The organism is Pelomonas lactea (genome assembly GCF_043555885.1).
GTDB classification, from domain to species: domain Bacteria; phylum Pseudomonadota; class Gammaproteobacteria; order Burkholderiales; family Burkholderiaceae_C; genus Pelomonas; species Pelomonas lactea.
Map to the genome: position 1 here is coordinate 288,922 of NZ_JBIGHX010000008.1, position 22,897 is coordinate 311,818.

A 22,897-nucleotide genomic window follows, 5' to 3' on the forward strand; every position below is an offset into this window, starting at 1 on the left:
TGTTCCGTTCTCAGCGACCGAGCAGGCGGTCGATGGCCGTGGCGGCCTGGTATGCGTTGGAGAGCGTGCTCAGGTAGCGCGCCCGGGCTTGCAGCAGGGAGCGCTGCGCGTCGATGACGTCAAGGAAACCGAACTTGCCGGCCTCGAAGCCCTTGCTGGCCGAGTCGTAGGCCTGCTGTGCAGCGGGCAGGACCGTCGACTGCAGCGTCTGCAGCGATGTGCGAGCAATGGACAACTGCGCTGCCGCCGTCTGCAGGTCAGCAAGGACGCGCAGGCGCGCGGCCTGGAACTCATCCTCCGCCTTGTCCGCTCGCTTGTTGGCCTCGTAGACCGCGCCTTGGTTGCGGTCAAAGAGCGGCAACGGGATGGACAGACCGACGATGGCCTGCGTGCGTCCCAATTCGTTGTCGCGCTTCGCGCCAACGCTCAGCGTCACGTCCGGCGTCGCCTTGCTGCGCTCGACATCCACCAGCGCCTTGCGGCGCTCCACCTCGGTACGGGCGGCCAGCAGCGCCGGAGCCTCCTCGAGCCGGCCCATCAGCTCGGGAAGGGGCGCACGCTCAGGAATGGCGTTGATGTCTCCTGCGACGCGAACGAACCGTGGCTCTGCATCCCCCCAGAGGTTGGCCAGAGCATGGCGGGCAGTGGACAGCTCCGCTTGCGCTTCAGCGAGCTCGAGCTGCGTGTTGGCTTGGTCGACCTGGGCGCGGGTGGCGTCCACCGGCGAGACCTTGCCGGCCGCTACGCGCTTGGATACAGCCTGTGCGCCACTCGTGGCGAGGTCTGCCGAGTTGGTGGCCAGCTTCGAGCGCTCCTGAGCTGCGAGCACTGCGAAGTACGCCGCGATGGCCGATGAACGAACCTGGGCCTTTGCGTTGGCCAGCTCGACCTGGGCGAGGTCACGCGAGCGCTGAGCCGCGTTCACGCGGGCGGTGCGCTTGCCGCCCAGCTCCAACGGAATGTTCAGCGTCGTGGTTGTCGTTCGCGTCGCGCTACGGGTGTCCTCGACGCTTGCAGCGAGTTCCGGGTTGCGGAACGCGCCAGCCTGCCGGACGGAGCCGTCCTGGGCCTCAAGCTCTCGCTGCGCCGCCGACACCACGAAGCTTCGCGACGTCGCCAGCTCGAGCGCCTGTTCAAGGGTGAGGCTGTCTGCCGCCGTGTTTGTCGCCAGTTGGGCGCGGACGGTAAAAGGGCTGAGCAATGCGGCCGCCAGCCCGAGCGGCCAAAGAATTCTTCTCATCGAATCTCATAGGTTGAAACCAGGGATTCGGCGAGACGGGTGTGGTTGGAAGTCCTCCTGTCTCGCCGGCTAGGCGAGACGGCGCCACTGAGGGCGGTCTGGCGCCCTGGTGGGCGCGGACGCATGAGCGTCGAAGGTGGGAATGTCGAGGCGACTCGTCAGAGCAAGCGCCTCCATGCTGGCCGGAGCCTCGCAAGCCATTGCAGAGCAGGTGGCATGGCAAGCCGTGCAGTCGTTGTCGACAGCGAGCTTCGCGCTCGCGGGCTTCTCAGTGCCTTCGTCCGCCTTGTGTTCATGAGCATGGTGGCCCACATGCTTGGCAGACTGCACGCCAGTCTCATGCTGGCAATACACAGCCGCTGCGCCCCAAGCGAATTGGAGCGGCAGTAGCAAAGCGAGCAGCATTGCGACGAGCCGGTACATGGCCTAAGTATCGCTGCGGGACCGTGACAGTCAGTGGCGGGTCGAGACCCGGAGAAGACGCAACCCGTTGAAAACCACCAGCAGGCTCGCGCCCATGTCGGCGAAGACCGCCATCCACATCGTGGCACTGCCGAACACCGCCAGCACGAAAAACACGGCCTTGATGCCAAGCGCCAAGACGATGTTCTGCCAAAGGATGGCGTAGGTGCGCTGGGACAACCGGATGGTCTCAGGAACCTTTCGCAGGTCGTCGTTCATGATGAGCACGTCGGCCGCTTCCTTGGCCGTATCGGTGCCGGCGCCGCCCATCGAGAAACCCACGGCGGCCGCAGCCAAGCTTGGTGAATCGTTGACGCCATCGCCGACCATGCCCGTCTGCTGGGTTTGACCCAGCTCGGAAATCACCTTGAGCTTGTCCTCGGGCAGCAGATTGGCCTGAACTTCGTCGATGCCAACCTGGCTGGCAATCGCCTTCGCCGTGGACGGGTTGTCACCGGTCAGCATGATGGAGTGGATGCCCAGGGTCTTGAGGTCAGCGACGGCCTGCCTGCTGGTCTCCTTGACGGTGTCGGCGACCGCAAAAAGCCCAAGGACGCTCTCTTGGTCCGCCAGCAAGGACAGCGTGCGCCCCTGCGCCTCGTGCTCCTCAAGCCGCGCCTCCAGCTCGGCGGAGCACAGGCCTCGCTCATGAACCCAGCGGTGATTGCCTAGGATGTATTGGCGGCCATTGACGGTGCCGTGAACGCCTCGGCCCAGGTCGGCGCCGAAGGCTTCGACGGGCAGTGGTTCTCCGTCCAGTCCGGACGCGACGGCCTTGGACACCGGGTGGTCAGAACGGCATGCCAAGCTCTTGGCAATCAGCATCACCTCGGCTTCAGGCAATGTCTGAGACAACGCCGCTTGCGCTACGAGGCGCGGCTTGCCTTCGGTCAGCGTACCGGTCTTGTCCAGCGCAACCACCTTGAGCTTGCGGGCCTCCTCGAGGTGCACGCCACCCTTGATGAGGATGCCGCGACGGGCCGCCGCCGCCAGGCCGCTGACCACAGTCACGGGCGTAGAGATGACGAGCGCGCAGGGGCAGGCGATGACGAGCAGGACGAGGGCCTTGTAGACCGCCGTCAGCCACGGCCAGCCCATGAGGAACGGCGTCCCCACTGCGACCGCCAGCGCCAGCAGGAAGATGGCCGGCGTGTAGATGGCGGCGAACTTGTCGACGAAGCGCTGGGTTGGCGCGCGCTGGCCTTGGGCTTCCTCGACGGCATGGATGATGCGCGCCAGCACCGTGTCGCTGGCGGGCTTGGTCACTTCGAACTCGAGCGCGCCAGCCTGGTTGATGGTCCCAGCAAAGACGTCATCGCCCGGTGCCTTATCCACCGGGATGCTCTCGCCAGTGACGGGGGACTGATCGACGGCGCCCTCGCCGGAGGTGACTCGGCCGTCAAGGGCGAATCGTTCGCCAGGCTTGACGCGGGCCGTCGCACCGACGGCCACGGTCTTTGCATCCACGCTGGCCCAAGTGCCATCGGCTTGGCGCACTTCCACCTGGGGCGGTGACAACGCCAACAGCCCGGTGATGGCGTTGCGCGCCCGCTCGACCGAGCGCGCCTCGATGAGTTCGGCCAAGGAATACAGCGCCATCACCATTGCCGCTTCGGGCCATTGCCCGATGGCAAAGGCGCCGGCAACAGCCACCGACATCAGTGCGTTGATGTTGAGCTGGCCGCGCAGGAGCGACGACAGGCCTTTGCGGAACACGGCGAGGCCGGACAGCGCGATGGCACCTGTCGCGACGGCCATACCGGCCACCTTCCAGACCAGCGTCTCCGGCGCGAAGAAGTGGACCAGTTCAGCAGCGATTGCAACGAGCAGCGCCGCAATCAGGCGGATCAACTCAGCGCGCTGGGCCTTGGCGGTGTCCTCGGCGGGAGGCGGCGCCGACAGCGTCTCCGTCTTGAAGCCGATGCCGTTGATGGCGGCAATCACCGGCTCCCAGACCGCCTGCGGTGCGTTGACGTCCAACGCGCGCGCAGGCAGATCGAACCGCAACCCGCGCACTTCGGGGAAGCGCTCCAGCGCGCGCCGTATCTGCCCTTCCTCGGTTGGGCAATCCATGGCGGGGATGCGCAGCAGCAGGCCGCCGGACGTCGCGACGACTGGGGACTTGGTCTCCACGCCGTGGGCCGAGCCGCAGCATGGCGTCGCTTGCCGGTGTGCATGGCCGTGGTCGTGTCCGGCCCCATGCGCGTGGTCATGCTCATGGTGGTGGTGGGCATGGTCGTCGTGGGCGTGCTCGTGGGTGCTCATGCTTGCTCGTTCGTCAGCTTAGAAAGTATTTGACAACCTGTAGCTGCTACAGAGTCAAGTCTCTACACTTATGTCCTTGCGAGCCCTGGGGTACTCATGAAGATTGGCGACTTGTCAGCCGCGTCAGCAACGCCCATAGAGACGATCCGCTTCTACGAGCGCGAGGGTCTGCTGCCGGCTCCCGGGCGGACACAAGGGAACTTTCGGGTGTACGAGGCGCCCCACTTGGAGCGCCTGCAGTTCATCCGGTACTGCCGCAGCCTTGATATGTCATTAGACGAGGTACGCGCTCTTCTGCGTTTCAAGGATGCGCCTGGCGAAGACTGCGGCGACGTCAATGCGCTGCTCGATGAGCACATTGGTCATGTATCCAAGCGCATCAAGGAACTGCGCTTGTTGGAGAAGCAGCTGAAAGAGCTTCGGCAGCGCTGCAGCGATGTGCGAAAGGCGGATCAATGCGGCATTCTTGCGGGTCTCGAAGAGGCGTCCCAGGAGCCGCCGTCAGCCGAACTGCCGAGCCCGCACCTACGCGCTGTGCACAGGCACTGACGCCTCTGCGCGTATTGGCAGCCGATTGATCGCACTGACCCTGTGTGCCGGCCTGTGACCTTCAACTGGACGTGCAGACCTGTGGACGTGGACTGAACATGGTGACCGCCATGCCCATCAGGCACAGCGCCATGCCAAACCCAGTCAGTCTGTCGATATGAGCGTTGTCCGGGCTTGCGGCCATCATGCCCATCTCGGCGATGAAGGTCTGGCGTCACAAATGACGCTGCCAAACCGCTCCGCATCTGAAGCTGAGCAGCCAAAAAAACGCCCCTGGCCGAAGGCCAGAGGCTTGGAACGTCTCTGCTGTCATCGCGTCGACGCCTGCTCAGCAACCGTCTTGCTGGTCAAGGACTCTGATGGGCAACTTCAAAAGCCTAAGCCGGACCCCGCGCCGATGAGCGTCGCGATACCCAGCACGGCAAAGATCGCCGCTGCAATGGAATGCACCAGCTTCATCGGAATCCTGTCGGCGAGTTTGTCGCCAATGAATACGGCAGGCACGTCCGCCAAGAGCATGCCCATTGTTGTTCCGACCACCACCCAAAGCGGGTTGGCGTAGTGAGCTGCCATGGCCACGGTGGCGATCTGCGTCTTGTCGCCCATCTCAGCCAGGAAAAAGGTAATCAGCGTGGCACCGAAGACACCGAAGCGCTTGGCGACCTGCGTTTCCTCCTCCTCGATCTTGTCGGGAATTAAGGTCCAGATGGCCATGCCGATGAACGAGGCGCCGAGCACCCAGCGGAGGACTCCAGGGGAAACTGCTGAAGTGATCCAAGCGCCTAAGGCGCCGGCGACACCGTGATTCACGATGGTCGCGCACAGGATGCCGGCAATGATGGGCCACGGCTTCTTGAACCGTGCAGCAAGGATGAAGGCGAGGAGTTGGGTCTTGTCGCCAATCTCAGCAAGAGCGACCACACCAGTTGAGACGAGGAGTGCTTCCACGAAGGTTCCACGGCCGGTTCCCAGACGAATGACCACAGCGCTTCCCCGGCCAGTACGGAGGCGCTGTGGTCAAAGGTCTTGCCAGGTCAGGAAACTGCTGACGCCATGGCCTGCAGGCCAAGTGTGTTGACGTCAGCCTCTTCGAGCGAAGAGCGGCTACTCCCCAATGACAACCACATTATCGCTGGACATCTGGCGCCAGCCAGGAGCACGGCGTCAGCCCAATAACTGGCATGCCGACCGAGCCGATGCGGCGCGCAGTTCGCCCTCCGCCCACTCGCATCAGTTCTCCCAATGCAAGCGAAGCGCGTAGAAGGACGCAGGGCCTCGGTCGGCGTTGTAGCCCGGGTTTCGGATGCGCTGCAAGTCGCCGGTGAGGAAGAGCCCTCTGAGCAGCTCGGCCCGGTAGTAGGCCTCGAAGTCCCGCTCCGGCCGGTAACTGAGCTTGCCGTCCCCGAGGAAAAAGGTCTGCCCGCCTCGTGCGAGGAACTGGGTATGCCCCGTGGAAAGGCTGCTCTGGGCGATACCGATCCCGAGGACGTCCTGTGCGCGGCCCCAGGCCGAGCCGCCCACCTGCAGTCCGGCCGAGGTTGATCGGTCGGCTTCAGTAAAGGCGTAGGTCTCGGTCCTGCCGTCTGCCTTGAACGCGCGAATGAAGACACCGATGTTCTCGGCGAGCTTGTGTTCGACGCCGATGCCGACGCCCCATTTCGCTTGATCCTGCTGTCGCACGGCGTCGAGGGTTGGCGTGCCGCTGGTCGCCGAGAGGGCGTCGTCATAGCGTGCCATCACGGCCTTCATGCGGAAGCCAAGCAACCTCACGGTGCCGGTCTGGCCCGCGACAGCGTAGTCCTTGCTCAGCTCGACTTGGTCGCCGTAGTGCCGGAACAGCCGGCTGTCCAGCTGAAGCTGGTTGGGCTCCTTGGGCACGGCGAAGCGGCCCGCGCGCAGCGCCCAGCCTTCAGCGATGTACTCGGCAGCCACGCCATAGGTGTAGCCGCGCGAGTCAGCTGGGTAGTCATAGGCTGCATGGGTCATGAGCGCCCAGTTCATGAACTGCATGCGCGGGTCGTGGGCGTAGCTGTTGGCATCGAAGATGTCCAGCACCGAAAGCGCGCCGGCGCTGAGGACCAGACGCTCAGAAGCAGCCTTGCCCGACAGCTGATGGGCTGCGGACTCAATTGGCTGTTGCTCGCCTCCCAGGTCCACCGTATGCCGCACGAAAAGCCGGGCGCGATACAGCTTGGGCTTGGCGCCGGAAGTCTTGGCCAGCTCTCCGTTGCTGAAACCGGCCAGGCCCACCAGCCCGGAGATGGGTACACCCTGGGCGACCTCGGGGTCGAAATAGGCTTCAGTCAAGCGGCTCAGCCGAACGCCGAAGGCCGCCGTTGCGGTAAACGAATAGCTCTTCTCTGCTTGCGCCAGGAGGCTGTTCGGCCCGGCATACGGCGAACTCAGCGATGGCTTCTTCTGCCAGATGTAGGTGGACTGGAAATGGGCATTCCACGCTTCCTGATCCTGAGCGAAGCTGCTCAGGGCGAAGCCCAGCAATGTCAGGCAAGTAGGGAGGTTTTTGTTCATGGATCACACAGGTCGAAGTGGGCTGGCGCGGAACGAGGCGCGCAGCATCGCCGCCCACCGTGACGGTGGCATGCGGCGAGTTTGAAAGGGCGAGGCTGCGGCGCTCAGGCAGTGATGAACATCACTGCCACGGCGACTGCCATCACGGCGGTGGCCGCCCAGCCGAAGAAGCGGTGGCGGCCCGACATCGTCAGTGCCCCCATGACGCGGCTCGACTGGCCAATCCACATCATCACGACCATGATTGGCACGGAGATGACGCCGTTGACGATGGCGCTCCAGACGAGTGCCTTGATGGGGTCGAGCTCGAACACGCTCATCACCGTGCCGATGCCCGTGGCCGCGATGATGATGGCGTAGAAGCCGCGTGCCTCATCAAAGCCATGGGCGAGGCTGGCCTTCCAGTCGAACACCTCGCTGACCGCGTAGGCCGCTGAACCCGCAAGGACCGGCACCGCCAACAGGCCTGTCCCGACGATGCCTAGAGTGAAGACCGCGAACGCAAACTCGCCGGCCACCGGACGCAGGGCTTGCGCAGCCTGGGATGAGGTCTGGATGCTCGTGATGCCATGCATGTTCAGCGTCACCGCCGTGGCCAGCACGATGCACAGCGCGACGAGGTTGGAGAAGGACATGCCGATGTAGGTGTCCTGCTTGATGCGGAACAGGTGCTCCTGGGCATAGGCCGGCGCAGCGCGCAACTCGACGGTGTCAGGCCGAAGGCGGACGTCCTCGACCTCCTGCGCGGCCTGCCAAAAGAACAGGTACGGGCTAATGGTCGTCCCCAACACGGCCACGACCATGCTGGCGTAGTCGCTGAACTTCGCGTCCGCGGGGAAGAAGGCCCAGGGCTGCAATGACTCCAGGGTTGCCTGGTGCCACGGAACGTGCACCACCAGAACCACGGCGACATACGAGAACAGCGCGAGCGTCAGCCACTTGAGCACACGCACCGAGCGCTCATACGAGAAAAACACCTGGCCAAGAACGCAGGCGGCTCCGAATCCGACGATATACAGGACGCGCGGGCCACCCACCAACAGATGCGCCGCTTCCGCCATGGCTCCGATGTCGGCCGCGATGTTGATGGTGTTGGCCACGACCAGCAAGGCCACCAGTGACAGGGTCAGCCAGCGAGGGCAGACCTTGGCGATGTTGGCAGCCAGGCCTTGGCGGGTCACCCAGCCAATGCGGGCCGACAGCATTTGGATGCCGATCATCAGCGGCGTGGTCAGCAGCAGCGTCCACACCAGGCCGAAGCGGAATTGCGAGCCCGCCTGGGAGTAGGTGGCGATGCCGCTGGGATCGTCGTCGGCGGCTCCGGTAATGAGGCCAGGACCGAGGCGCTGGGTGAACTTACGGGTGTCGGGCAGTTTGTCGAGCGCAGCCTGATAGGCGCTCGACAGCAGCGGGCTGCGGGCAATGAGTTGATGCACGGGTGTCTCCCGCCATCGCGCTTGGGGCGCGATGGACGAACGCGACACCTACAGTGCCGCGTGGTCGTGAAGGGTCCGGGAAGCCGATGCTCGACAACAGGCGAGCAAATCACGGGCGCAATCCCGGGGGTGGGCAGGTTCTCAGCCTCCACCGCCCGGCGCGCAGTTGGCTCGAAGCGTACGAGCCTTCTACTGACAGGACGGCGAAGGCCAGCTACTAGGCGCTGGGTTCATGGCAAAGCCGTCAAGTGAAGAGGCCTAGATTGTCCGCAGTGCAGTCTTGTCCAGTCAACCCAAGAATCCTCGCTGAAACCCCGCAGCAAGGCGGCGCCGAGGAGAACGAACGGGCTGAGGTTTCTGTGGGCTCCGTCCCCAACTCACTGATCGTGCATCATCGGATTCCAGCGTGAACCATGCCGCGCCATTGAATTCAGCGTGGCCAGCAACTTCCGCATGCATGCCACGAGCGCGACCTTCTTGGCCTTTCCACTGGCGAGCAAGCGCTCATAGGAGGACCGAAACACCGCGCAGAAACGTACGGCCACGAGCGTCGCCATGTAGAGGGCACTTCTCACGTCATGGCGACCGCCCCAGATGGAACGCTGGCCGCGCATCTGGCCGGAGTCCCGGTTCATCGGCGCAACACCCACGAGCGCGGCGATCTTGCGCCGGTCAAGCTTGCCAAGTTCAGGGAGGTCCGCAACCAGCACCGCCACGCTGGTCTGGCCAACGCCTGGCACGGAAGTGAGTGCGGCAACCAATTCCGCGTGATGCCGCTCAAGATGCGCGGCGACTGCGGCGTCGTTGTCGGCAAGTTCTTCTTTCAAGAAGGCCAGTACCCGGTCGACGCTTGCACGCGACGCGGCGTGTGATTGCCGCCGTCTAAGCTTCTCCGACGTCTGCATCTCAATCAGCTGGCGCCGACGTTGAACCAGTGCCTGCAATTGCTGGCGGGCCTCATCTGCCAACGGTTTGACGAAGCGTTCACGCTCAGGGTGCTGATGCAGGACGCGACTGAACGAGGCCAAGAGCTTGGCATCTAACGAGTCGGTCTTTGCCAAGAGCCCCATCGCCCGCGCAAAGTCTCGTGCAGTTCGTGGATTGACCACCGCAACCGCAAATCCCTCCAGTTGCAGGGCGGACGCTGCCGCGAACTCGTAGCCTCCTGTCGCTTCGAGCACGATCAGAGCTGGGGCGGCCACCTTCATGCGACGGCCTAGCTCTGCAATGCCGGCTTCGTCATTGCTGACCTGCCAAGTGTTGTGACTTCCAGTGCAAGCCACCTCTAACGTCGCGCTGGCGACGTCGATACCTACAAAAACGGGTTCGGACATGTCCTCTCGTTCCCTTCCTTGCATATGCGAACTTCGAGTTCCAACAACCGTTCGGGTTGAGGAGAAGACGGTCCGACCAAGGCGCTCAGCGCTGAGCAGCGGGCTTTGATGCCCCAGGGAGGATCGAACTACCTTGGCCAGTCCGAGCCGTCAAGATACAAGGGAGGAAAAGCAGGGAGTTGCGACAAAGCCGCGACCTCGATTTCAGTCTAGCAGTGCGCTCCAACGCGGCCTGCCCGGTGCCTTGCAGCGCGCCCGTCGACCGTGGCGTCCTCAGTAGCTCCGCTCCAGGCGCCAGAGGCGATAGCCGAAGTACGCCATGCAGAGCAGCGACAGCGAAAGGGCAGCCGCGACCAGGTAGAACAAGCCCTGACGCAGGGCCTCAGCTGCGACCGCAAACTGTCCGCCCGCGCTCGCTGCATCCAGCGAAGAGCCGGCGAAGAAGGCGACCACCGAGACGATGACTGCGCCTGCGCAGCTCAACAGCCAAAGGCGCGTCAGCTCCTTCTTCTCGGCGGTGAAGGGATCGTCATGGCGATGCCGCGCAGTCTGGTCGCGCAGCGTGAGGAAGAAGTTCACCACCCCGAACGCAAAGTCCGCGATGGTTTCAAGCAGCGATGACATCGAAATCTCCCGACAAGATCGGGCCATTTCAGCACGTCTGGCAGCCGGCGCGAGCGGACTGCAGCGTGCCGGCAACGCCCAGGTTGACGGTTAGCTTCCCTCTCGGGAGTACGCCCTAGGAGCCTTCCCGACGTGGCGGCTGAAGGCAGTGCTGAACGTGCTCGAGGAGGCATATCCGACACGCTCCCATGCGCCGTCGTGCTGCGGCCCCACTAGGCCGGTCAAGGTGGGGTTCTCGGAAAGGCTGTCAGCTAGGTCGCGGTTGCGCTTGATGCCTCTGCACCGCCTGGGCGGAGAGGCCGCTCTGGCGAGTCACAGATCGCCCAACTGCACGCGCTCCTCGCTCCACATCCTCACCAGCTCGCGGGCATCAGCGCGTGCATCCTCCAGGGCGTCGTGACTCGAGGCGCGTATCCCGAGGCATTCGTGGCGGACGGAGCAGCCGGGCTTCCCAGCAAGCACGAGGTTGACCTTGCCGACGAATCCGAGGGGATGCGGCCGCACCGTGAACCAGGCGGAAGCAGAGCCGTCTTCGGCGAAGAACAGGTTGTCCATCAAAACGCTCCATCGACTTGGTGATGCGGCAGCGGCGAGTCTGCAGAGCGTAGGCCCAGTGCGGCGGCGCTTCAAGTCAGAACGGAAGCCCGTCTGCGGTTTCGACGAAGTTCAGCTCGTGCGCGTATGACCGCTGGCTCCTGCGCGTTGCCCGTAGTGCGCCTAGATCACGCTTGCTGGCGGTCGAAGGCACATGGCAGTGGAGAGGCGAAGCGACCGCCCTGGTGGCCCTCCAGCAGTCACGATGAACTGAAGAAGGCCGCACAGAAACCACCGCAGGACCATGTCGACCCCTACACGAAGCTGCTCGACGTAATGCTGAGTTGAGCACGGCACAGCGGCTGAGCGCATGACTGGCATGGCGATTCGAACTAGCATTCCCTAATGCTTCCACCACTCGCAGTCAGTTTCTGTCTTCCCATCCCTCAGGACACGTTCCGCGACTTGGAGGCTGCGCTAGCAACAGGCTCCGTGCCGGTCGAGATTGAAGAGCGTGATCCGCCAGGCCCTCAAGCAGGCCTTGAATGGCTGCTGCCCACCATGGCGATAGTCTTCATCGGAAAGTCCTACTTCGATGGCTTCTTCAAAGAGGCGGGCAAGGACCACTACACGCTGCTCAAAAAAGGCTTGAGCACGCTCTACGGCCGCTTGGTGGGACCTGGCGCGCCAGCGTTGACAGTAGTCAGCACGGCGGGCAAGCGAAGCGACAACGACTACTCCCTGCTGTTCTCGCTGATGGCAGAGGCTGACGATGGGCTGCGCTTCAAGCTGCTCATCCAGAAGAGCGCCTCCGAGGAGGAGTACGCAGCGACTGTGAGTGCCTTCCTGGAGTTTCTCGACGCCTTCCATGCGAAGACGCTTGGTCCGGCCCAGCTCGATGAACTCAGAAGTGTTCGGCATGTCGGCCGCACTGTTCTATTGGCCTATAGCGCAGACCTCAAGCGCGTGACAGTCGTTGATCCTCTGCCTCCCAAAGTCCACCAGTAGGCGCTTGGCCTTGCCTGGCGACAGACGCCAGCGGCGTCGACAGGCCTGATGTCGGCAAGTCTTAAAAGAACGCCCCAGCCGGCCGGTGGCCAGCAGGGGCTAATCCACCCATGGGTGGTGGAGGAGACAAGCGGTACAAAAATCCAATGTTGCAGCGCAGCATATCGACGCCGGAAGGCCGTTCGTCGACACAGGCAGAAGACCCGCGGACAGTCGGGGGATCGGTGACGGCCATGACCTCCCCACTTTGTAGGCAACCCATGGGGAGCTTCGCCATCAACCTGCACAAGCGTCGGCTGCTTCAAAATCGTGGCTATGCCGGCAGACATCCGCGTCCCCATTCCCGCCCCGGGCGAATACTTGCAGCTGTACTTCAACGAGATGGTCGAGAACGATGGCTTTGGCCTGGCGCTCGACTTCAGCGTTGCAGAGTTCGATGAGCTCGCGCAGATGACGGACCTGCAGGTCACCGGCGCAGAGGCCACCGAAGCCGGCGTTGCGGTGCACTACACCGTGAGCTGGGAAGCCTTCCATGCGTGCGACGACCGTACCGTCGGCCGCGAGAACGCCCGCGTGGTGCGCGGAACCGTAGATGGGTGCGACTGGCTCTTCGAAAGGGCCGCGCCATCCGCTGGGCGAAGCACCGTCGACGAGTTCTGATGTAGCGAGATGGATGTACCGACGCCTTCTACGACGCCGGAGCCTGAACTCGAGGGCATCACCAAGTCCATCAAGGACCTCGACCTGCTCATCCGTGCGTTGCTGGCCTCACTACCCGCCAGCAAGCCGTGGCACCGGCAGCTGAGGCTTTACTTGCTGGACGCCGACCGACTGCTGCAGGTGTGGCGGATGACGGTTGTGATGGGCCGGAGTGACGCAGACATCCTGGTGGCCGCGCGCGACCTCTTGGTCCCGATGCGCGCGGCGAACGTCTACGTTGGGTCAGGCCGAGCCGATGCTGGGACGAAGCAAGCCGTTCACCTCGGTTTCAGTTTGGCCCAACGAGCCGTAGCTGGGCTTGAGACCCAGGACGCGCAGGCCTAGGATTTCTGCTCTGCAGGAGAGCCGCATGCTCATCGACGCTACAGGTGAACCAGTCAGCCCCGCTGCTGTTGTCAGGGTCGACGTGGACCATCGTAACCGAGTCGCAACCTACCTGGTTGCTCGAGAAGGCTTTCTACGTCCTGAGGCGGGGCACCTATACGGCCATGCCGGCAAGCTGTTGGGAGATTTGAAGGCGCTGGGCGCCCTCGACTCGGCGACAGAAGGCTCGCTAGTTGCGCGCGTTGAGCGGCACGCGCGTACCGTCGAAGCACAGCCGAACCTGGAAGCGGCAATTGGATTTACCGACAGCGCCGGGGAGAGCGGTTTGGTGCGGATCACTAGCGTGAGACCCGACCCCAAGCCGCGGAAGTAGGCGCACGTCCTGGCCAGAGCTGCCTAGACGAGTGCGTCCTCGGCATCCACGTCCTCACGGCGTTTCACTGGCCCACATGGTGGACGACCTAGACATAAGCAGCCGGGAGTTTCAGGCGGAATCCTCGTTCGTTTGGAGGAATGACGAACCGCCGTACGAGAAGAGCCGGAAGGTGCTGCGTGTGGGTATTACCAGGGCGCGTATCCACACCTTGATCCTCGATGCGATGTGGCCACGATGCCCGATCCTGAAGGGGCACGCTCTGTAGCCATCCGTGCTTCCTACTGAGGCAAGCAATGATGCTTGTGCTTCTCTGATAGGCCGAAGAACGCCCTGAAGACAGCGACTGCCTCTGCGACTTGCTCCTTGAGTTCCTCGACGGTCATATCGACGCTTCGATCCGGTTGGTTCGGCTTCATGTCCCAGTCCAATCGAACGAATGCCAGCATGGGGATTCGGGGATGGTGGGGGCCGAGAGGGGACTCTGCCAGCTTGCCAGGAACGCCCCATCTGCCGTGGGCGTAGTCGTTCCTAAGGGCACGCGCAGAACGTGCGCTCGCAAACCACTGGTCGAACTCGGCAATCACCTCAGGTCCCGCGGACCTGTAGGCCTTCCTTACGAGTTTCCTGAGGATGGCGAGCCGGTTGTCGAGCGTGTACTTCGAAGGGGTGAGGTACTTGGAAACGTCTACCTGGAGGTACGGTCCGAGCCAGTTCAGCTGCAAGCCGACGAAGAAGTCGAACCTCGCAGCCTCATAGACTAGGCGCCCAAGCGAGCGATGCAGCTCGTCCTCCAGGGACTCTTGAGTCCAGTCTGCCGGCGCATGGTGCGCGGCCTTAGGTGCCGCTGCTCGTTTCATGGAGTGTCTTCAATTCCGCGAGCGGTCGTCAGGACGGCAACTCGAGCGCGGGTACTTTCGACACCGTCACCGACAGCCTGTATTCGCAGAGCTCAACGTCTCGGATCGAGGCGCAGGCCAGGCGTAGGTCCTCGGACATCGTTCGGCAGATGATGATGCCCCGCACGCGCTGGCCAGGGTCGGCCACTTCCTTGCGGACCCAATTCATGTAGCGAAGCAACTGGCCGACGACGCGGTCATACCCACGGGACACCTTGAGCTCCAGCACGACGAGCGAGTTGTTGCGGTCCACCGCCAGGATGTCGATTCGCCGACCGCTGCCTGCCTCGAACTCGACGCCACGAATGTCCTCTTCCTCGTACAGCCTAAGTCCTGGCTCGATGCACTCGAGGTTCTCGACGAGATAGCGCTGCAGGTCCTTCTCCAGCAAGAACTCCGACGAGCCAGCCCACGGCTCTTCAGCTTCGGCTTCCTCGCTGTCCGCCGCGACCTGCTGTTCCTGCCGCTCGACATCGCCTTGGACGAGCTCATGAATCGGGGAGGGGTCCTTGCCGGCTTCGTACAGGCGGTACTGGCCGGTGTCCACCTTGAAGAGGATGTCGTCGGTCTCGTTGGTCGAGGGGTGGTGCAGACGGTTCTTGTCGTTCGTTGAGGCCTGCACGAGATGCGCACGGATGGTGACCGGCTTCAGCTTCGGGTAGTTGGTGCTGAACCACTCGACCGCCCTTGAGCTCGTGAACACCTGGCCGGGCTTGAGGTCCCACGCAGCCAGCATGTCCTTCAGAAGGGCCCTGGTGGGCTTGTCATAGATGGTCTTCGCCATGCTGCTCCCTCATCCGTGGTCGTATCGTTTTGCGGCAGCATAGCGTCCCGGGTTGGCATGGCCACCTTCGGCTGCTCCCGTGCTTAATGCTCCTTCGAGCACAGAGCGCCATAGTTGTCCTCCGCAGCCTGCGCGACAGAGCGCCCGTGCTCTGCCAGGCGTTCGAACTGCTCGACAGAAAGGCGGCTGAGCGACGTCGGGAATCGCATCGCATACAGCGCTTCGGCGTCGGGCTCCTCCGGTTTGGGCCCTGCGATATATAGGAACGCGCCTCTGGCCTTGCCGCCCTGTAGAAAGTTCGAGAAGGCTCGCACGCGAAGCGACCGCACCTGCTCGGACATCACATCGGTGATCCGTCGGAGACGGAATATGTTCAGCGGGTTCGATTCGAACCCTGGCGCAAGCGGCAGCCCTGCGTCCGAGGCGACGATGCACTCGTCGCCAACTTTCGAGCGTTGACGGCCTGCGTCGAACAGGGGCTCCAAGCCAAGGTTGTCGTACACACCACCGTCGTACAGGTGGAGGTTTCGAAACGGAAGGGTAACGACCTGCTCGCTGCCGGGCGTCGTGCCCCAGCGGCGCTTTTTCCATTCGAAGCTGTCCGCACGCAGCGTGAGCGGTCCGATGAGGCCAGGGAACGCAGCGGACACAGCCATAGCATTCGCCAAGGGGAAGGTGTGACAGTCCTCCGCGTACCCAAGCTCGTAGTCACCCATCTGGCCCGCCTTGAAACGGAAGCGCTTTCCGTTCTCGGCCGTCGTGCCGTTGATCGACCACTCGGGAGTGCGGGGAAGCGCCGATAGGGGCGCCTGAATCTGCCATTCTTTGCGAAGCGCGAGGCCGAGGAGATTGGCGCGGGACAGCAGGAAGCGCCAGTTCAACGGGTTCAGCAGTTGGCGGAACGCACCCCACATGAGGCTTCGCTCACAAAGCGCCGCTCTCAACTGCGGGTAGACGTGTGTCAGGTATTCGCTCGAGGAGGGCCACTTCATCCCGTTGAACTGAAAGATCAGCCCGGTCAAGAGGCTCCCGCCAGAGACAGTTGAAATGCGAGTGACCCGTTCGAGTAGATCGCGCTCGGCCATCCAGCGAAGGACGCCTGCGTGAAACACTATGGCCCTGACGCCTCCGCCGGAAAGCGCCAGGGCAATGCCGCGTCCTTGCTCTGCCTGCGTCAACGCACCTCTCCTTGGCTGATGAAGATGTCCGTGTCCCCGACGATCAGCTGGAGGACGGGTAGCCCGTCGCTCGACATCTCCAAAGACAGATGGGCCATCTGCACCCGGTCGTCGATGCTCGGCGTCGTGGAATGGCCTCGCGGGTGGCTATGCCATTCGCCGACGTACTTCACGTTGCCCGCAGTTCGCTTCATAGCCTCCTCCACGGTCGGCGCCAGGTCTTCCTTGCCTCGCTCGAATCCGGTGGGCGAGGCCTTGCTGTCCGGCGGCTCGGGCAGAGCGTCAACGATGACCACCATCTTCTCGATGAAGTCGTAGTAGCCCAGCAGCACACCACCGGTTTCATTCGGCAGTTTGGCGGCCCGCATAGCCCTCAGGCGCCGTTCCACACCCGCGTCCATGAAGAGCTTCATTTCACCGAGGTCAATTGAGCCTTCCTCTTCCGCCTGGACGTCGTGCACCGTGACCTGTCCGGTGTCGCCGTCACGCTGCCAGATGCGAATGCGCGCGCCAGCCTGCGACAGGGCCTGCCGCACCTGGTCGGCCAAGCTGCCTGCATGCGTCATGATGAGCGAGTACGGCATCACGGCCGAGATGTCTCGACAACTGGCCCCGCTCCAGAAGGTCGAGGCGTTGCCGGCGAGGTGGTCTTTGCCGAAGTCGTTTCGGATGAGCGCCCGGTAATACTGGGCCTCGAGCGTGCGGAGCCGCAGCTTGCGGGCAGCGTCCTCCATTAGCAGCACCGAGTCGCGGCCGTTTGGCGTCAGGAACACCGATGCATGGCGTGCAGCGCCGTCGCGAGAACTCACCGCGCGGGGGTACTCGAGCGTGGTCGAGGCATCAACAACCAGGGCCGGCGAGTCGATTGCCGCCGCGACCTTGTCGTTGGTGAACTCGCAGGCATCGGCTTCAATATCCGTCACGATGCTCGCGTCCAGCATGGCTGAGACATGGAGCGCCCGCACGACGGCCGTCTTGGGCAACCCTACGTGCTCTCGCATCGCGATGTGTCGCGAAAGGTTGTGGGGCTTGACGTGATCCTTGTCAATGACAGTCCACTTGCCCCAGCCCATGCGCCCCCACAAAGACGCCAGCAGGCTACCCAGCGAGCCGACGCCGATCAACGTGGCTTCCGGCCCGGGCTCCGTGATACCGGACTGGGCGCGCGCCGCCTTCGCGCTGTTGAACTGGAGGACCTCTGACGTGAGCAGAGCAACCGACTTCCACGCATCCGCTGGTTGCGTGCGGAGGACATCCTGGAAGTACCGCCCTGCGTGCTTCATCAGCACGCCAAGCTTTTCGCCAAGCTCAAGCAGGCTTCCAGCGAGCACGAACGCCTGGTGGCGCGTGCGCTCTGGCTCGACGTCTGCAGTGCGCTTGACTGGGATGTTTAAGAGCACGAGGGTGAATTCCTCGTCGGACGTCGGCAGGGCCCCGTCGTGACCGACGCGCGGCTGAACAAGGGCCTTCAGCTCGGCGAGTAGGTCCAATCCCCGGCCTTCCAGAAGACCTTGCAGCTCCGCAAGCGTAGCCGGCTCAGGCATCACCTCGCCTTGAATGACGGGGGGGAGGTCAAGCTGCACCAACGACACCGGTAGGAGACCTTCACAGGCGTTCGGCACAAGCCTCAACGTCAGACGACCATTCGCCAGCTTCATGCCGGGTACTACGGAGAACCTGCCCCCCTCCTTCTTGCGTAGCTCGTCGAAGTTCCAGGGCAGCACAAGCTCGTAGTCGGCAATGAAGAAAAGCTGCTCGACTGGCTGGTCCGCCGCGTGAAGCGTCCCCTTCGCGGAGTTCTCGAGCCACCACTGGATTCGGCGCAGGAAGGTCTCGGGTGTCCATTCACGCAGCACCGCCTTGACCGGCTCAAAATAGAGGCACAGGTCAGCAGGGGCGTTGGGGCCGACTCGGTTCTGGTGCAGCAGCCGCGGGAAGGCCTTACGCAAAGCCCAGACGTTCACCAGAACTTTGGGGTCGGCACGCACCACGACTGCTATGCGCTCGCGGTACTTGATGCCGGCGGCGTTCTTGGAGGGCACGCCGCGCGTCTTCACCTCCATGACGATGAACTCGGCCGTCGTATTGTCGTCACCGCCCAGCCGTGCATATTTTTCGACGGTGAAGTCCCTGTTTCGCCGGGCCGCGGCCGCTATCGCCTTGGTCCGAGGCAGTGTCAGCGCTGCTTCGTCGGACAGGGTCTCGCCGCGAAGCTCATAGAACTCATCGTCGGCCATCAGCCAGCCCGGGGCGCGACGGAGCGCACGATGGCTGCTGCGCCGGCTACAGCAGCGCTTTTGAGCGACAAACCCTGACTGGTGATTTCGAACTCGATTGGCTCGGGGGCGTTCGCCCGAGGCTCTTCGCCCGTCACCAGAAAGTCGTTGCCGTCAACCTTCTTGACGTACTCCTCGTAGGTATTGCGAGCCTGGATGTGGGGCGGCTGTTCCTGCTTGTAGGCTTCTTTGATGTCCGGGATCGGCCGGCTGCTGCTGACGATGTACGACCCAGGCTTACCGCCGAGGAGAATCTTCTCGACGCCCGGCTTGGGCGTCGTCTTCTTCTCGCCCTTTTCGTCGCTGAGGGCCTTGTAGCTGCAGTGATGAGGGATGTTGAAGATGTCCCAGGCCAGGCGGTCCATGTTGTCGTGCTTCTTGGTCGTCTCGACGATTTCCTCCAGCACCTCCCAGGTCGAGTCGCCGACCTCGAGGTAGTCATAGAGGTCGCTGCCGATCTGCATCCGGACATTGAAGATCAGCGACGCATCGTTGCGCACGATGTCTTCACCGTCCCCGCAGTGCTTGATGAAAGGGGAGTGGCAGAAGACCTCAAGGGCATCCTGTACCAGGCTGAAGCCCGGGACGAGCTGGCCGGCGTCGATGAACAAGTGGTCGCGAGCGTCGGACGCCAACCCCTTCTTCTTCAGCTCCTTCTCGAGCCAGTCGATCAGCACCTTCGGTCGTGAGAAGACAAGAATGCCCTTGCCCTCGAGGAGCCGGTGCCGGGCCTCCAAGCACAGCACGTATTCTTCGCGCTCTGGGTTGTCCTCCGGTTCGACCAGCAGCATCGCTGCGGGGAACCACATCTCTTTCGCGAATTTGCGTTCGCCGCCTTGCTTCTTCTTGTCGTGCTCGAGGTGGAAAAAGTCGGTACTACCCTGGATATGGTCCAGGTCGCCGTGCGTGAAGGCGACGACATCGAAATAGTTTTTGCCTGAGCCTTTCAGCTCCGAGCGAAGCCGGCTCGCCAGGTCAATCTCGGGTTCGTCTGAATCCTCCCCCTTGGCGCAGTGCCGGTAGTCGAACAGCAGGCGCCGGCCCTCCGTGGTGATGACCTGCGACGTGTCTCCGTTCCCGACCGGGTAGAAGACTACTTTGTGTGCCTTTGCCATAGATACCCTGAGCGATTTCGGTTGTTAGCACTCGTTCTCTATGAGTGCTAGCAACAAATGTAACGATGATGCGACGCCGGAGCAATCGGGTTGCGGCTCGGCAACGGCAGTGTGAAGGTGGGGTGGCTCACCAGGTGAGCCTGGGTTTCCGCAGAATCGTCAGGGCGTAGGCAAGATCGCGGGCCGGCGAAACCGCAGCCGGTAGCACCGCTGGTCACCGCTGTGAGAAGTGGCTAACCCCCGCTGAAAATCCTGCGGCATCGCAGTAAGACGAGACGGGACGAAATGACACCACCCCTCCACGACGGCGCCCTGCAGATTTTTGACGTGGACCACGGCCAGTGCGCGCTGCTGACGATTCCGTTCGGTCCGAACCACGCCTACCGGGTTCTCATCGACTGCGGGCACGCGGTGAACTTTCGCGGGGCGCCATGGTATCCAGGTCGGCACCTGCAGTCGTTGGGGGTGAACTACCTCGATATGCTGGTTTGCACGAACTACGACGAGGACCACATGTCAGGCTTTCCAGACCTGGAGGCTTGCGGGATCACGGTCGGCTGCATTCTGGGCAATCCCACCGTGCCCGCCGGGACCATCGTGCGCCTCAAGACTGAGGGGGGGCAGAACAACCTCGGCAGGGGTATCGAGGCGGTCGCGAATGCGCTCGCCGCGCGCCAGTCGATTGGCTGGCGGCAGGTTCCGCCAGACATACCGGGCGTCGGCATGATCTGGTCTTGGAACCCTTGCACCCGGTTCAACGACGAGAACAACTTGAGCCTGGTGTTCACCCTTGACGTGTATGGTCACCGGTTCATGTTTCCGGGCGACCTGGAATTGCAGGGGTGGCGTCATCTGCTGGAGACCTGTCCCCCTTTCCGCACAACGGTGGCCGGGGTTGAGGTGCTCATTGCGTCACACCACGGCCGCAGGAGCGGCCTATATCCCGAGATGTTCAGCGTCTATGGCTGCTCACCGAAGCTTGTGGTAATCAGCGACGACTACAAGCAATACGACACCCAAGAGACCACCGGGTTCTACGGCAGCAAGGCCAGCGGCATATACGGATTTCGAAACGAGCAAGGAGTGCGCAGGGTGCTGACCACCCGCTGCGATGGCCCTATCCTTTTCTCGTTTCAGGGCCGGGAATGCTTCGTGTACTGACGCCCCAGGATGGCACTTATGTCGCGGGCGAAAGCTAGGAGCACCCTTTCAAGTGCGGACGCATCTGGTCGTCGGTGGGGAATTTCGTGCAGCCGTATCCGACGTCAGCTCAACCGCCTGACACCACCCGCAACCAGGGCCCAAAGGTCTCCTTCAGACAACCGTGGCAAATGTCGAGGTCGAAGCGCCTCCTGACATCAAGGGCAGAGCCGATACCTCCGTCGAAGCTCAGCTGCAGGAGATTGGTCAATCCGTCGTCAGCGCTGTACTGCGCCGCGGCACCGCAGCGGTCGCATCGGAACTGAGGAACCGAGGGCGTGAGCCTGACGCGCTCTGCGCGCACGATGCCTCCGGACGCCACTGGACGCGGATTGCTGTCGACGTCTATGGAATCGGCCCAGAGCAGCCAATCCTCGTAGAACATCGCTATGGTCCCTTCCGGTAGAAGGAGCAAGGCACGCCGGCCGCGGGCAAAGCGCTCGCAGTGGTCCTGCAGGCGACTCGGGATGTCCGACATGAGGACGTACCTCGTACCCAGTTGCGTCGAATGGACCGGCGTGAAACGCCGTTCGGGAATATCTTCCATGTGCCGACCTCGCTTCGATCAGATGGCCATGAAGCAGTCGCGACCGACACCGGTGTGACGGTCGGGAGTGCCGTCCACCACGCACCGGCGCAACGCCGGCCAGGTTCATCCGTAGCCTCTTTGGACGGCTTGCGCCACCAGGTCGTTCAAGACTTCGCGCCGGCTTTGCGTGCACAAGAACTCCTCAGGAAGGCGCCCGTCGAGTTCCTTGTTCGGCTTGCGAAGCCAGGTGCTAGTCCATAGCCCGGGGTCCACGGCGAGCCTCGCACCCGCTGTGTTCTGGGCCAGTTCTATGCGACCGGTCAACGAGGCGATGAAGAGGAGCACCTCCGTCCGCTCTGCATCCAGAGATGCCCATGTGCGGATGCCAGCTGGTATAGCGTCGGCCTCGAGGTCGACCCACTTGCCCAGCGTTGCGCCGTCGACGCGCAGCCCGCGGGCCAATCTGGTCAACTGGTAGAACGGCAAGCCATCCTGAGAAGCGAGGATGATGTCGCCCGCCGTGGCGTTCGCCCAGTGAGCAAACTGAACTTCGAAGGCGCAGGTCACGGCCGAGGGATAGCCGAACTCGCCAGGCGCGGTGTCTGGCGCGTCTGCTATCTGGCGGAACTGGACAGTCCTTGTGCTGCAGAGCGCGCAACGGAGACGCCGCGAGCGGGCTTCCTCGCTGAGCTCCGTGATGCCGGTTGGACCTACAACTTGGTGGATAGTCCTGCAGTGAGGGCAAAGAGACAGCTTCATGGTGTACGGCCCTCATCGTTGCCTGATCCGTCTGCCGCGGCTTCCTCGGGGGGCAACAACCGGGCGCGCACTACTCGAGTGGCGTACTCCCCCTCAATGTCGCACTCGACCCTCTGGCCGACTTGCAGCTCGCGCCAGTCAATCCCAGGCGTTCGTTTGCCAATGCTCACGGTCAAGTCACCAGCCGCTTCCAGACGCACAAGTTCGAACTCGGGCAGCACGGCCGCCACGATTGCAATGACGCGTTCAGGCTTGCCAGGCGGCAGCAGCGTTCGCCGCCGTTCCACAGCAGATGGGGGAGGGCTGGCCTGCAGGACTGCCGTTAGCACGGCGCTTCTTTCTCGCGCGGAGCCAGCAAGCCACTCTCGTATTTCGACCAGCGCATGGTCCTCGTCGCCGCGAGAGGGATCGCAGAGGATCGTGTTGTCTGCCAAAGGCCCGTCAGGCTCGGCCCGCGAGTTCTCAAGCACGACGAAGTCAGTGACGTCATGCTCGTGCACGTAGGCCGCTATGGGGCCAGCGAGTTCTGCGGCGCCTGCAATCTCTATGTGTCGTGTCCCGAGCGCGGCAAGAAGGATTTCTGCAGCCACGATTGGGTACAACTTATCTGAGTCCCGGTTGAACACCACCTGGACGTCGTTCTGAGGAGCCAGGTCAGCGCCGAGCTGGCCTATCCACTGCACGGCCTCAACGTACTCGGCATCGCGGCTTAGCGGCCCCAGCACCGTGTCCATGGAGAGGAACAATGCGCGCACGACC

The 22,897-nt window shown here is 63.1% G+C and carries 23 protein-coding genes, 1 pseudogene and 1 riboswitch; of the genes and pseudogenes, 6 read left to right on the top strand and 18 right to left on the bottom strand.

Going from position 1 to position 22,897, the window contains the following annotated elements; genetic code table 11:
* Nucleotides 1–10: 10 nt before the first annotated feature.
* The 3 genes from ACG04Q_RS20895 to ACG04Q_RS20905 form a co-directional block, all read right to left on the bottom strand.
* Nucleotides 11–1,240, bottom strand: coding sequence for a TolC family protein (locus ACG04Q_RS20895; RefSeq protein ID WP_394513308.1), 1,230 nt, complete (start codon nucleotides 1,238–1,240; stop codon nucleotides 11–13).
* 69 nt (nucleotides 1,241–1,309) lie between these two features.
* The gene (gene czcI, locus ACG04Q_RS20900; protein WP_394417791.1) at nucleotides 1,310–1,663 is read right to left on the bottom strand and encodes a cation efflux protein, CzcI family; all 354 of its coding nucleotides are present in this window, start codon (nucleotides 1,661–1,663) and stop codon (nucleotides 1,310–1,312) included.
* A gap of 30 nt (nucleotides 1,664–1,693) precedes the next feature.
* Entirely contained in the window at nucleotides 1,694–3,967 is a 2,274-nt protein-coding gene (locus ACG04Q_RS20905) for a heavy metal translocating P-type ATPase (RefSeq protein WP_394513309.1), read from the bottom strand.
* Between the two features lie 96 nt (nucleotides 3,968–4,063).
* Between ACG04Q_RS20905 and cadR the strand changes: the two genes are divergently transcribed.
* Complete coding sequence (cadR, locus tag ACG04Q_RS20910) at nucleotides 4,064–4,516, top strand: Cd(II)/Pb(II)-responsive transcriptional regulator (protein ID WP_394417785.1); 453 nt, start codon at nucleotides 4,064–4,066, stop codon at nucleotides 4,514–4,516.
* A gap of 369 nt (nucleotides 4,517–4,885) precedes the next feature.
* Here cadR and ACG04Q_RS20915 read toward each other — a convergent pair whose 3' ends face one another.
* The 7 genes and pseudogenes from ACG04Q_RS20915 to ACG04Q_RS20940 form a co-directional block, all read right to left on the bottom strand.
* Complete coding sequence (locus ACG04Q_RS20915) at nucleotides 4,886–5,464, bottom strand: TMEM165/GDT1 family protein (RefSeq protein WP_394513310.1); 579 nt, start codon at nucleotides 5,462–5,464, stop codon at nucleotides 4,886–4,888.
* A gap of 2 nt (nucleotides 5,465–5,466) precedes the next feature.
* Nucleotides 5,467–5,652, bottom strand: a riboswitch (yybP-ykoY riboswitch).
* A gap of 94 nt (nucleotides 5,653–5,746) precedes the next feature.
* On the bottom strand, nucleotides 5,747–7,045 hold the full coding sequence (locus ACG04Q_RS20920) for a carbohydrate porin (protein WP_394513312.1): 1,299 nt from the start codon (nucleotides 7,043–7,045) through the stop codon (nucleotides 5,747–5,749).
* Nucleotides 7,046–7,149: 104 nt separating this feature from the next.
* Nucleotides 7,150–8,481 (bottom strand): NRAMP family divalent metal transporter, encoded by a 1,332-nt coding sequence (locus ACG04Q_RS20925; RefSeq protein WP_394513313.1) that lies wholly within the window; start codon nucleotides 8,479–8,481, stop codon nucleotides 7,150–7,152.
* Between the two features lie 377 nt (nucleotides 8,482–8,858).
* The gene (locus tag ACG04Q_RS20930; protein WP_394513314.1) at nucleotides 8,859–9,815 is read right to left on the bottom strand and encodes an IS110 family transposase; all 957 of its coding nucleotides are present in this window, start codon (nucleotides 9,813–9,815) and stop codon (nucleotides 8,859–8,861) included.
* 273 nt (nucleotides 9,816–10,088) lie between these two features.
* A complete protein-coding gene (locus ACG04Q_RS20935) occupies nucleotides 10,089–10,439 on the bottom strand; it encodes a hypothetical protein (RefSeq protein ID WP_394513316.1) in 351 nt (116 codons plus the stop codon).
* 90 nt (nucleotides 10,440–10,529) lie between these two features.
* Nucleotides 10,530–10,625 (bottom strand): annotated as a pseudogene (locus tag ACG04Q_RS25685) (AraC family transcriptional regulator); the annotation flags it as partial.
* 126 nt (nucleotides 10,626–10,751) lie between these two features.
* A complete protein-coding gene (locus ACG04Q_RS20940; protein ID WP_394513317.1) occupies nucleotides 10,752–10,994 on the bottom strand; it encodes a hypothetical protein in 243 nt (80 codons plus the stop codon).
* Nucleotides 10,995–11,378: 384 nt separating this feature from the next.
* On the opposite strand from ACG04Q_RS20940, the gene ACG04Q_RS20945 reads away from it, so the two are divergent.
* From ACG04Q_RS20945 to ACG04Q_RS20960, 4 genes are all read left to right on the top strand, one after another.
* A complete protein-coding gene (locus ACG04Q_RS20945; RefSeq protein WP_394513318.1) occupies nucleotides 11,379–11,981 on the top strand; it encodes a hypothetical protein in 603 nt (200 codons plus the stop codon).
* 315 nt (nucleotides 11,982–12,296) lie between these two features.
* On the top strand, nucleotides 12,297–12,641 hold the full coding sequence (locus ACG04Q_RS20950; RefSeq protein ID WP_394513319.1) for a hypothetical protein: 345 nt from the start codon (nucleotides 12,297–12,299) through the stop codon (nucleotides 12,639–12,641).
* 9 nt (nucleotides 12,642–12,650) lie between these two features.
* Nucleotides 12,651–13,025: a hypothetical protein gene (locus ACG04Q_RS20955; protein WP_394513320.1), complete on the top strand. Its 375-nt coding sequence runs from the start codon at nucleotides 12,651–12,653 to the stop codon at nucleotides 13,023–13,025.
* Between the two features lie 25 nt (nucleotides 13,026–13,050).
* Nucleotides 13,051–13,398 (top strand): hypothetical protein, encoded by a 348-nt coding sequence (locus ACG04Q_RS20960; protein WP_394513321.1) that lies wholly within the window; start codon nucleotides 13,051–13,053, stop codon nucleotides 13,396–13,398.
* 281 nt (nucleotides 13,399–13,679) lie between these two features.
* Here ACG04Q_RS20960 and ACG04Q_RS20965 read toward each other — a convergent pair whose 3' ends face one another.
* From ACG04Q_RS20965 to ACG04Q_RS20985, 5 genes are all read right to left on the bottom strand, one after another.
* Nucleotides 13,680–14,258 carry a hypothetical protein gene (locus ACG04Q_RS20965; protein WP_394513322.1) on the bottom strand — a complete coding sequence of 193 codons (579 nt, stop codon included), beginning with the start codon at nucleotides 14,256–14,258 and terminating at the stop codon, nucleotides 13,680–13,682.
* Nucleotides 14,259–14,286: 28 nt separating this feature from the next.
* Nucleotides 14,287–15,081, bottom strand: a complete 795-nt coding sequence (locus ACG04Q_RS20970) for an endonuclease NucS domain-containing protein (RefSeq protein ID WP_394418118.1) — start codon at nucleotides 15,079–15,081, stop codon at nucleotides 14,287–14,289.
* A gap of 83 nt (nucleotides 15,082–15,164) precedes the next feature.
* Entirely contained in the window at nucleotides 15,165–16,259 is a 1,095-nt protein-coding gene (locus ACG04Q_RS20975; RefSeq protein WP_394513323.1) for a patatin-like phospholipase family protein, read from the bottom strand.
* A complete protein-coding gene (locus ACG04Q_RS20980) occupies nucleotides 16,256–18,496 on the bottom strand; it encodes a ThiF family adenylyltransferase (protein ID WP_394513325.1) in 2,241 nt (746 codons plus the stop codon). The genes ACG04Q_RS20975 and ACG04Q_RS20980 overlap by 4 nt, the downstream gene beginning before the upstream one ends.
* On the bottom strand, nucleotides 18,496–19,650 hold the full coding sequence (locus ACG04Q_RS20985; protein ID WP_394513326.1) for a ComEC/Rec2 family competence protein: 1,155 nt from the start codon (nucleotides 19,648–19,650) through the stop codon (nucleotides 18,496–18,498). The genes ACG04Q_RS20980 and ACG04Q_RS20985 overlap by 1 nt, the downstream gene beginning before the upstream one ends.
* A 285-nt stretch (nucleotides 19,651–19,935) precedes the next feature.
* On the opposite strand from ACG04Q_RS20985, the gene ACG04Q_RS20990 reads away from it, so the two are divergent.
* Nucleotides 19,936–20,811: a ComEC/Rec2 family competence protein gene (locus ACG04Q_RS20990; RefSeq protein WP_394513327.1), complete on the top strand. Its 876-nt coding sequence runs from the start codon at nucleotides 19,936–19,938 to the stop codon at nucleotides 20,809–20,811.
* A gap of 109 nt (nucleotides 20,812–20,920) precedes the next feature.
* On the opposite strand, the gene ACG04Q_RS20995 is transcribed toward ACG04Q_RS20990, so the two are convergent.
* The 3 genes from ACG04Q_RS20995 to ACG04Q_RS21005 form a co-directional block, all read right to left on the bottom strand.
* Nucleotides 20,921–21,397 (bottom strand): hypothetical protein, encoded by a 477-nt coding sequence (locus ACG04Q_RS20995; protein WP_394513328.1) that lies wholly within the window; start codon nucleotides 21,395–21,397, stop codon nucleotides 20,921–20,923.
* Nucleotides 21,398–21,502: 105 nt separating this feature from the next.
* On the bottom strand, nucleotides 21,503–21,946 hold the full coding sequence (locus ACG04Q_RS21000; RefSeq protein ID WP_394513329.1) for a hypothetical protein: 444 nt from the start codon (nucleotides 21,944–21,946) through the stop codon (nucleotides 21,503–21,505).
* A gap of 188 nt (nucleotides 21,947–22,134) precedes the next feature.
* Nucleotides 22,135–22,872 carry a hypothetical protein gene (locus tag ACG04Q_RS21005; protein ID WP_394513330.1) on the bottom strand — a complete coding sequence of 246 codons (738 nt, stop codon included), beginning with the start codon at nucleotides 22,870–22,872 and terminating at the stop codon, nucleotides 22,135–22,137.
* Nucleotides 22,873–22,897: the final 25 nt, after the last annotated feature.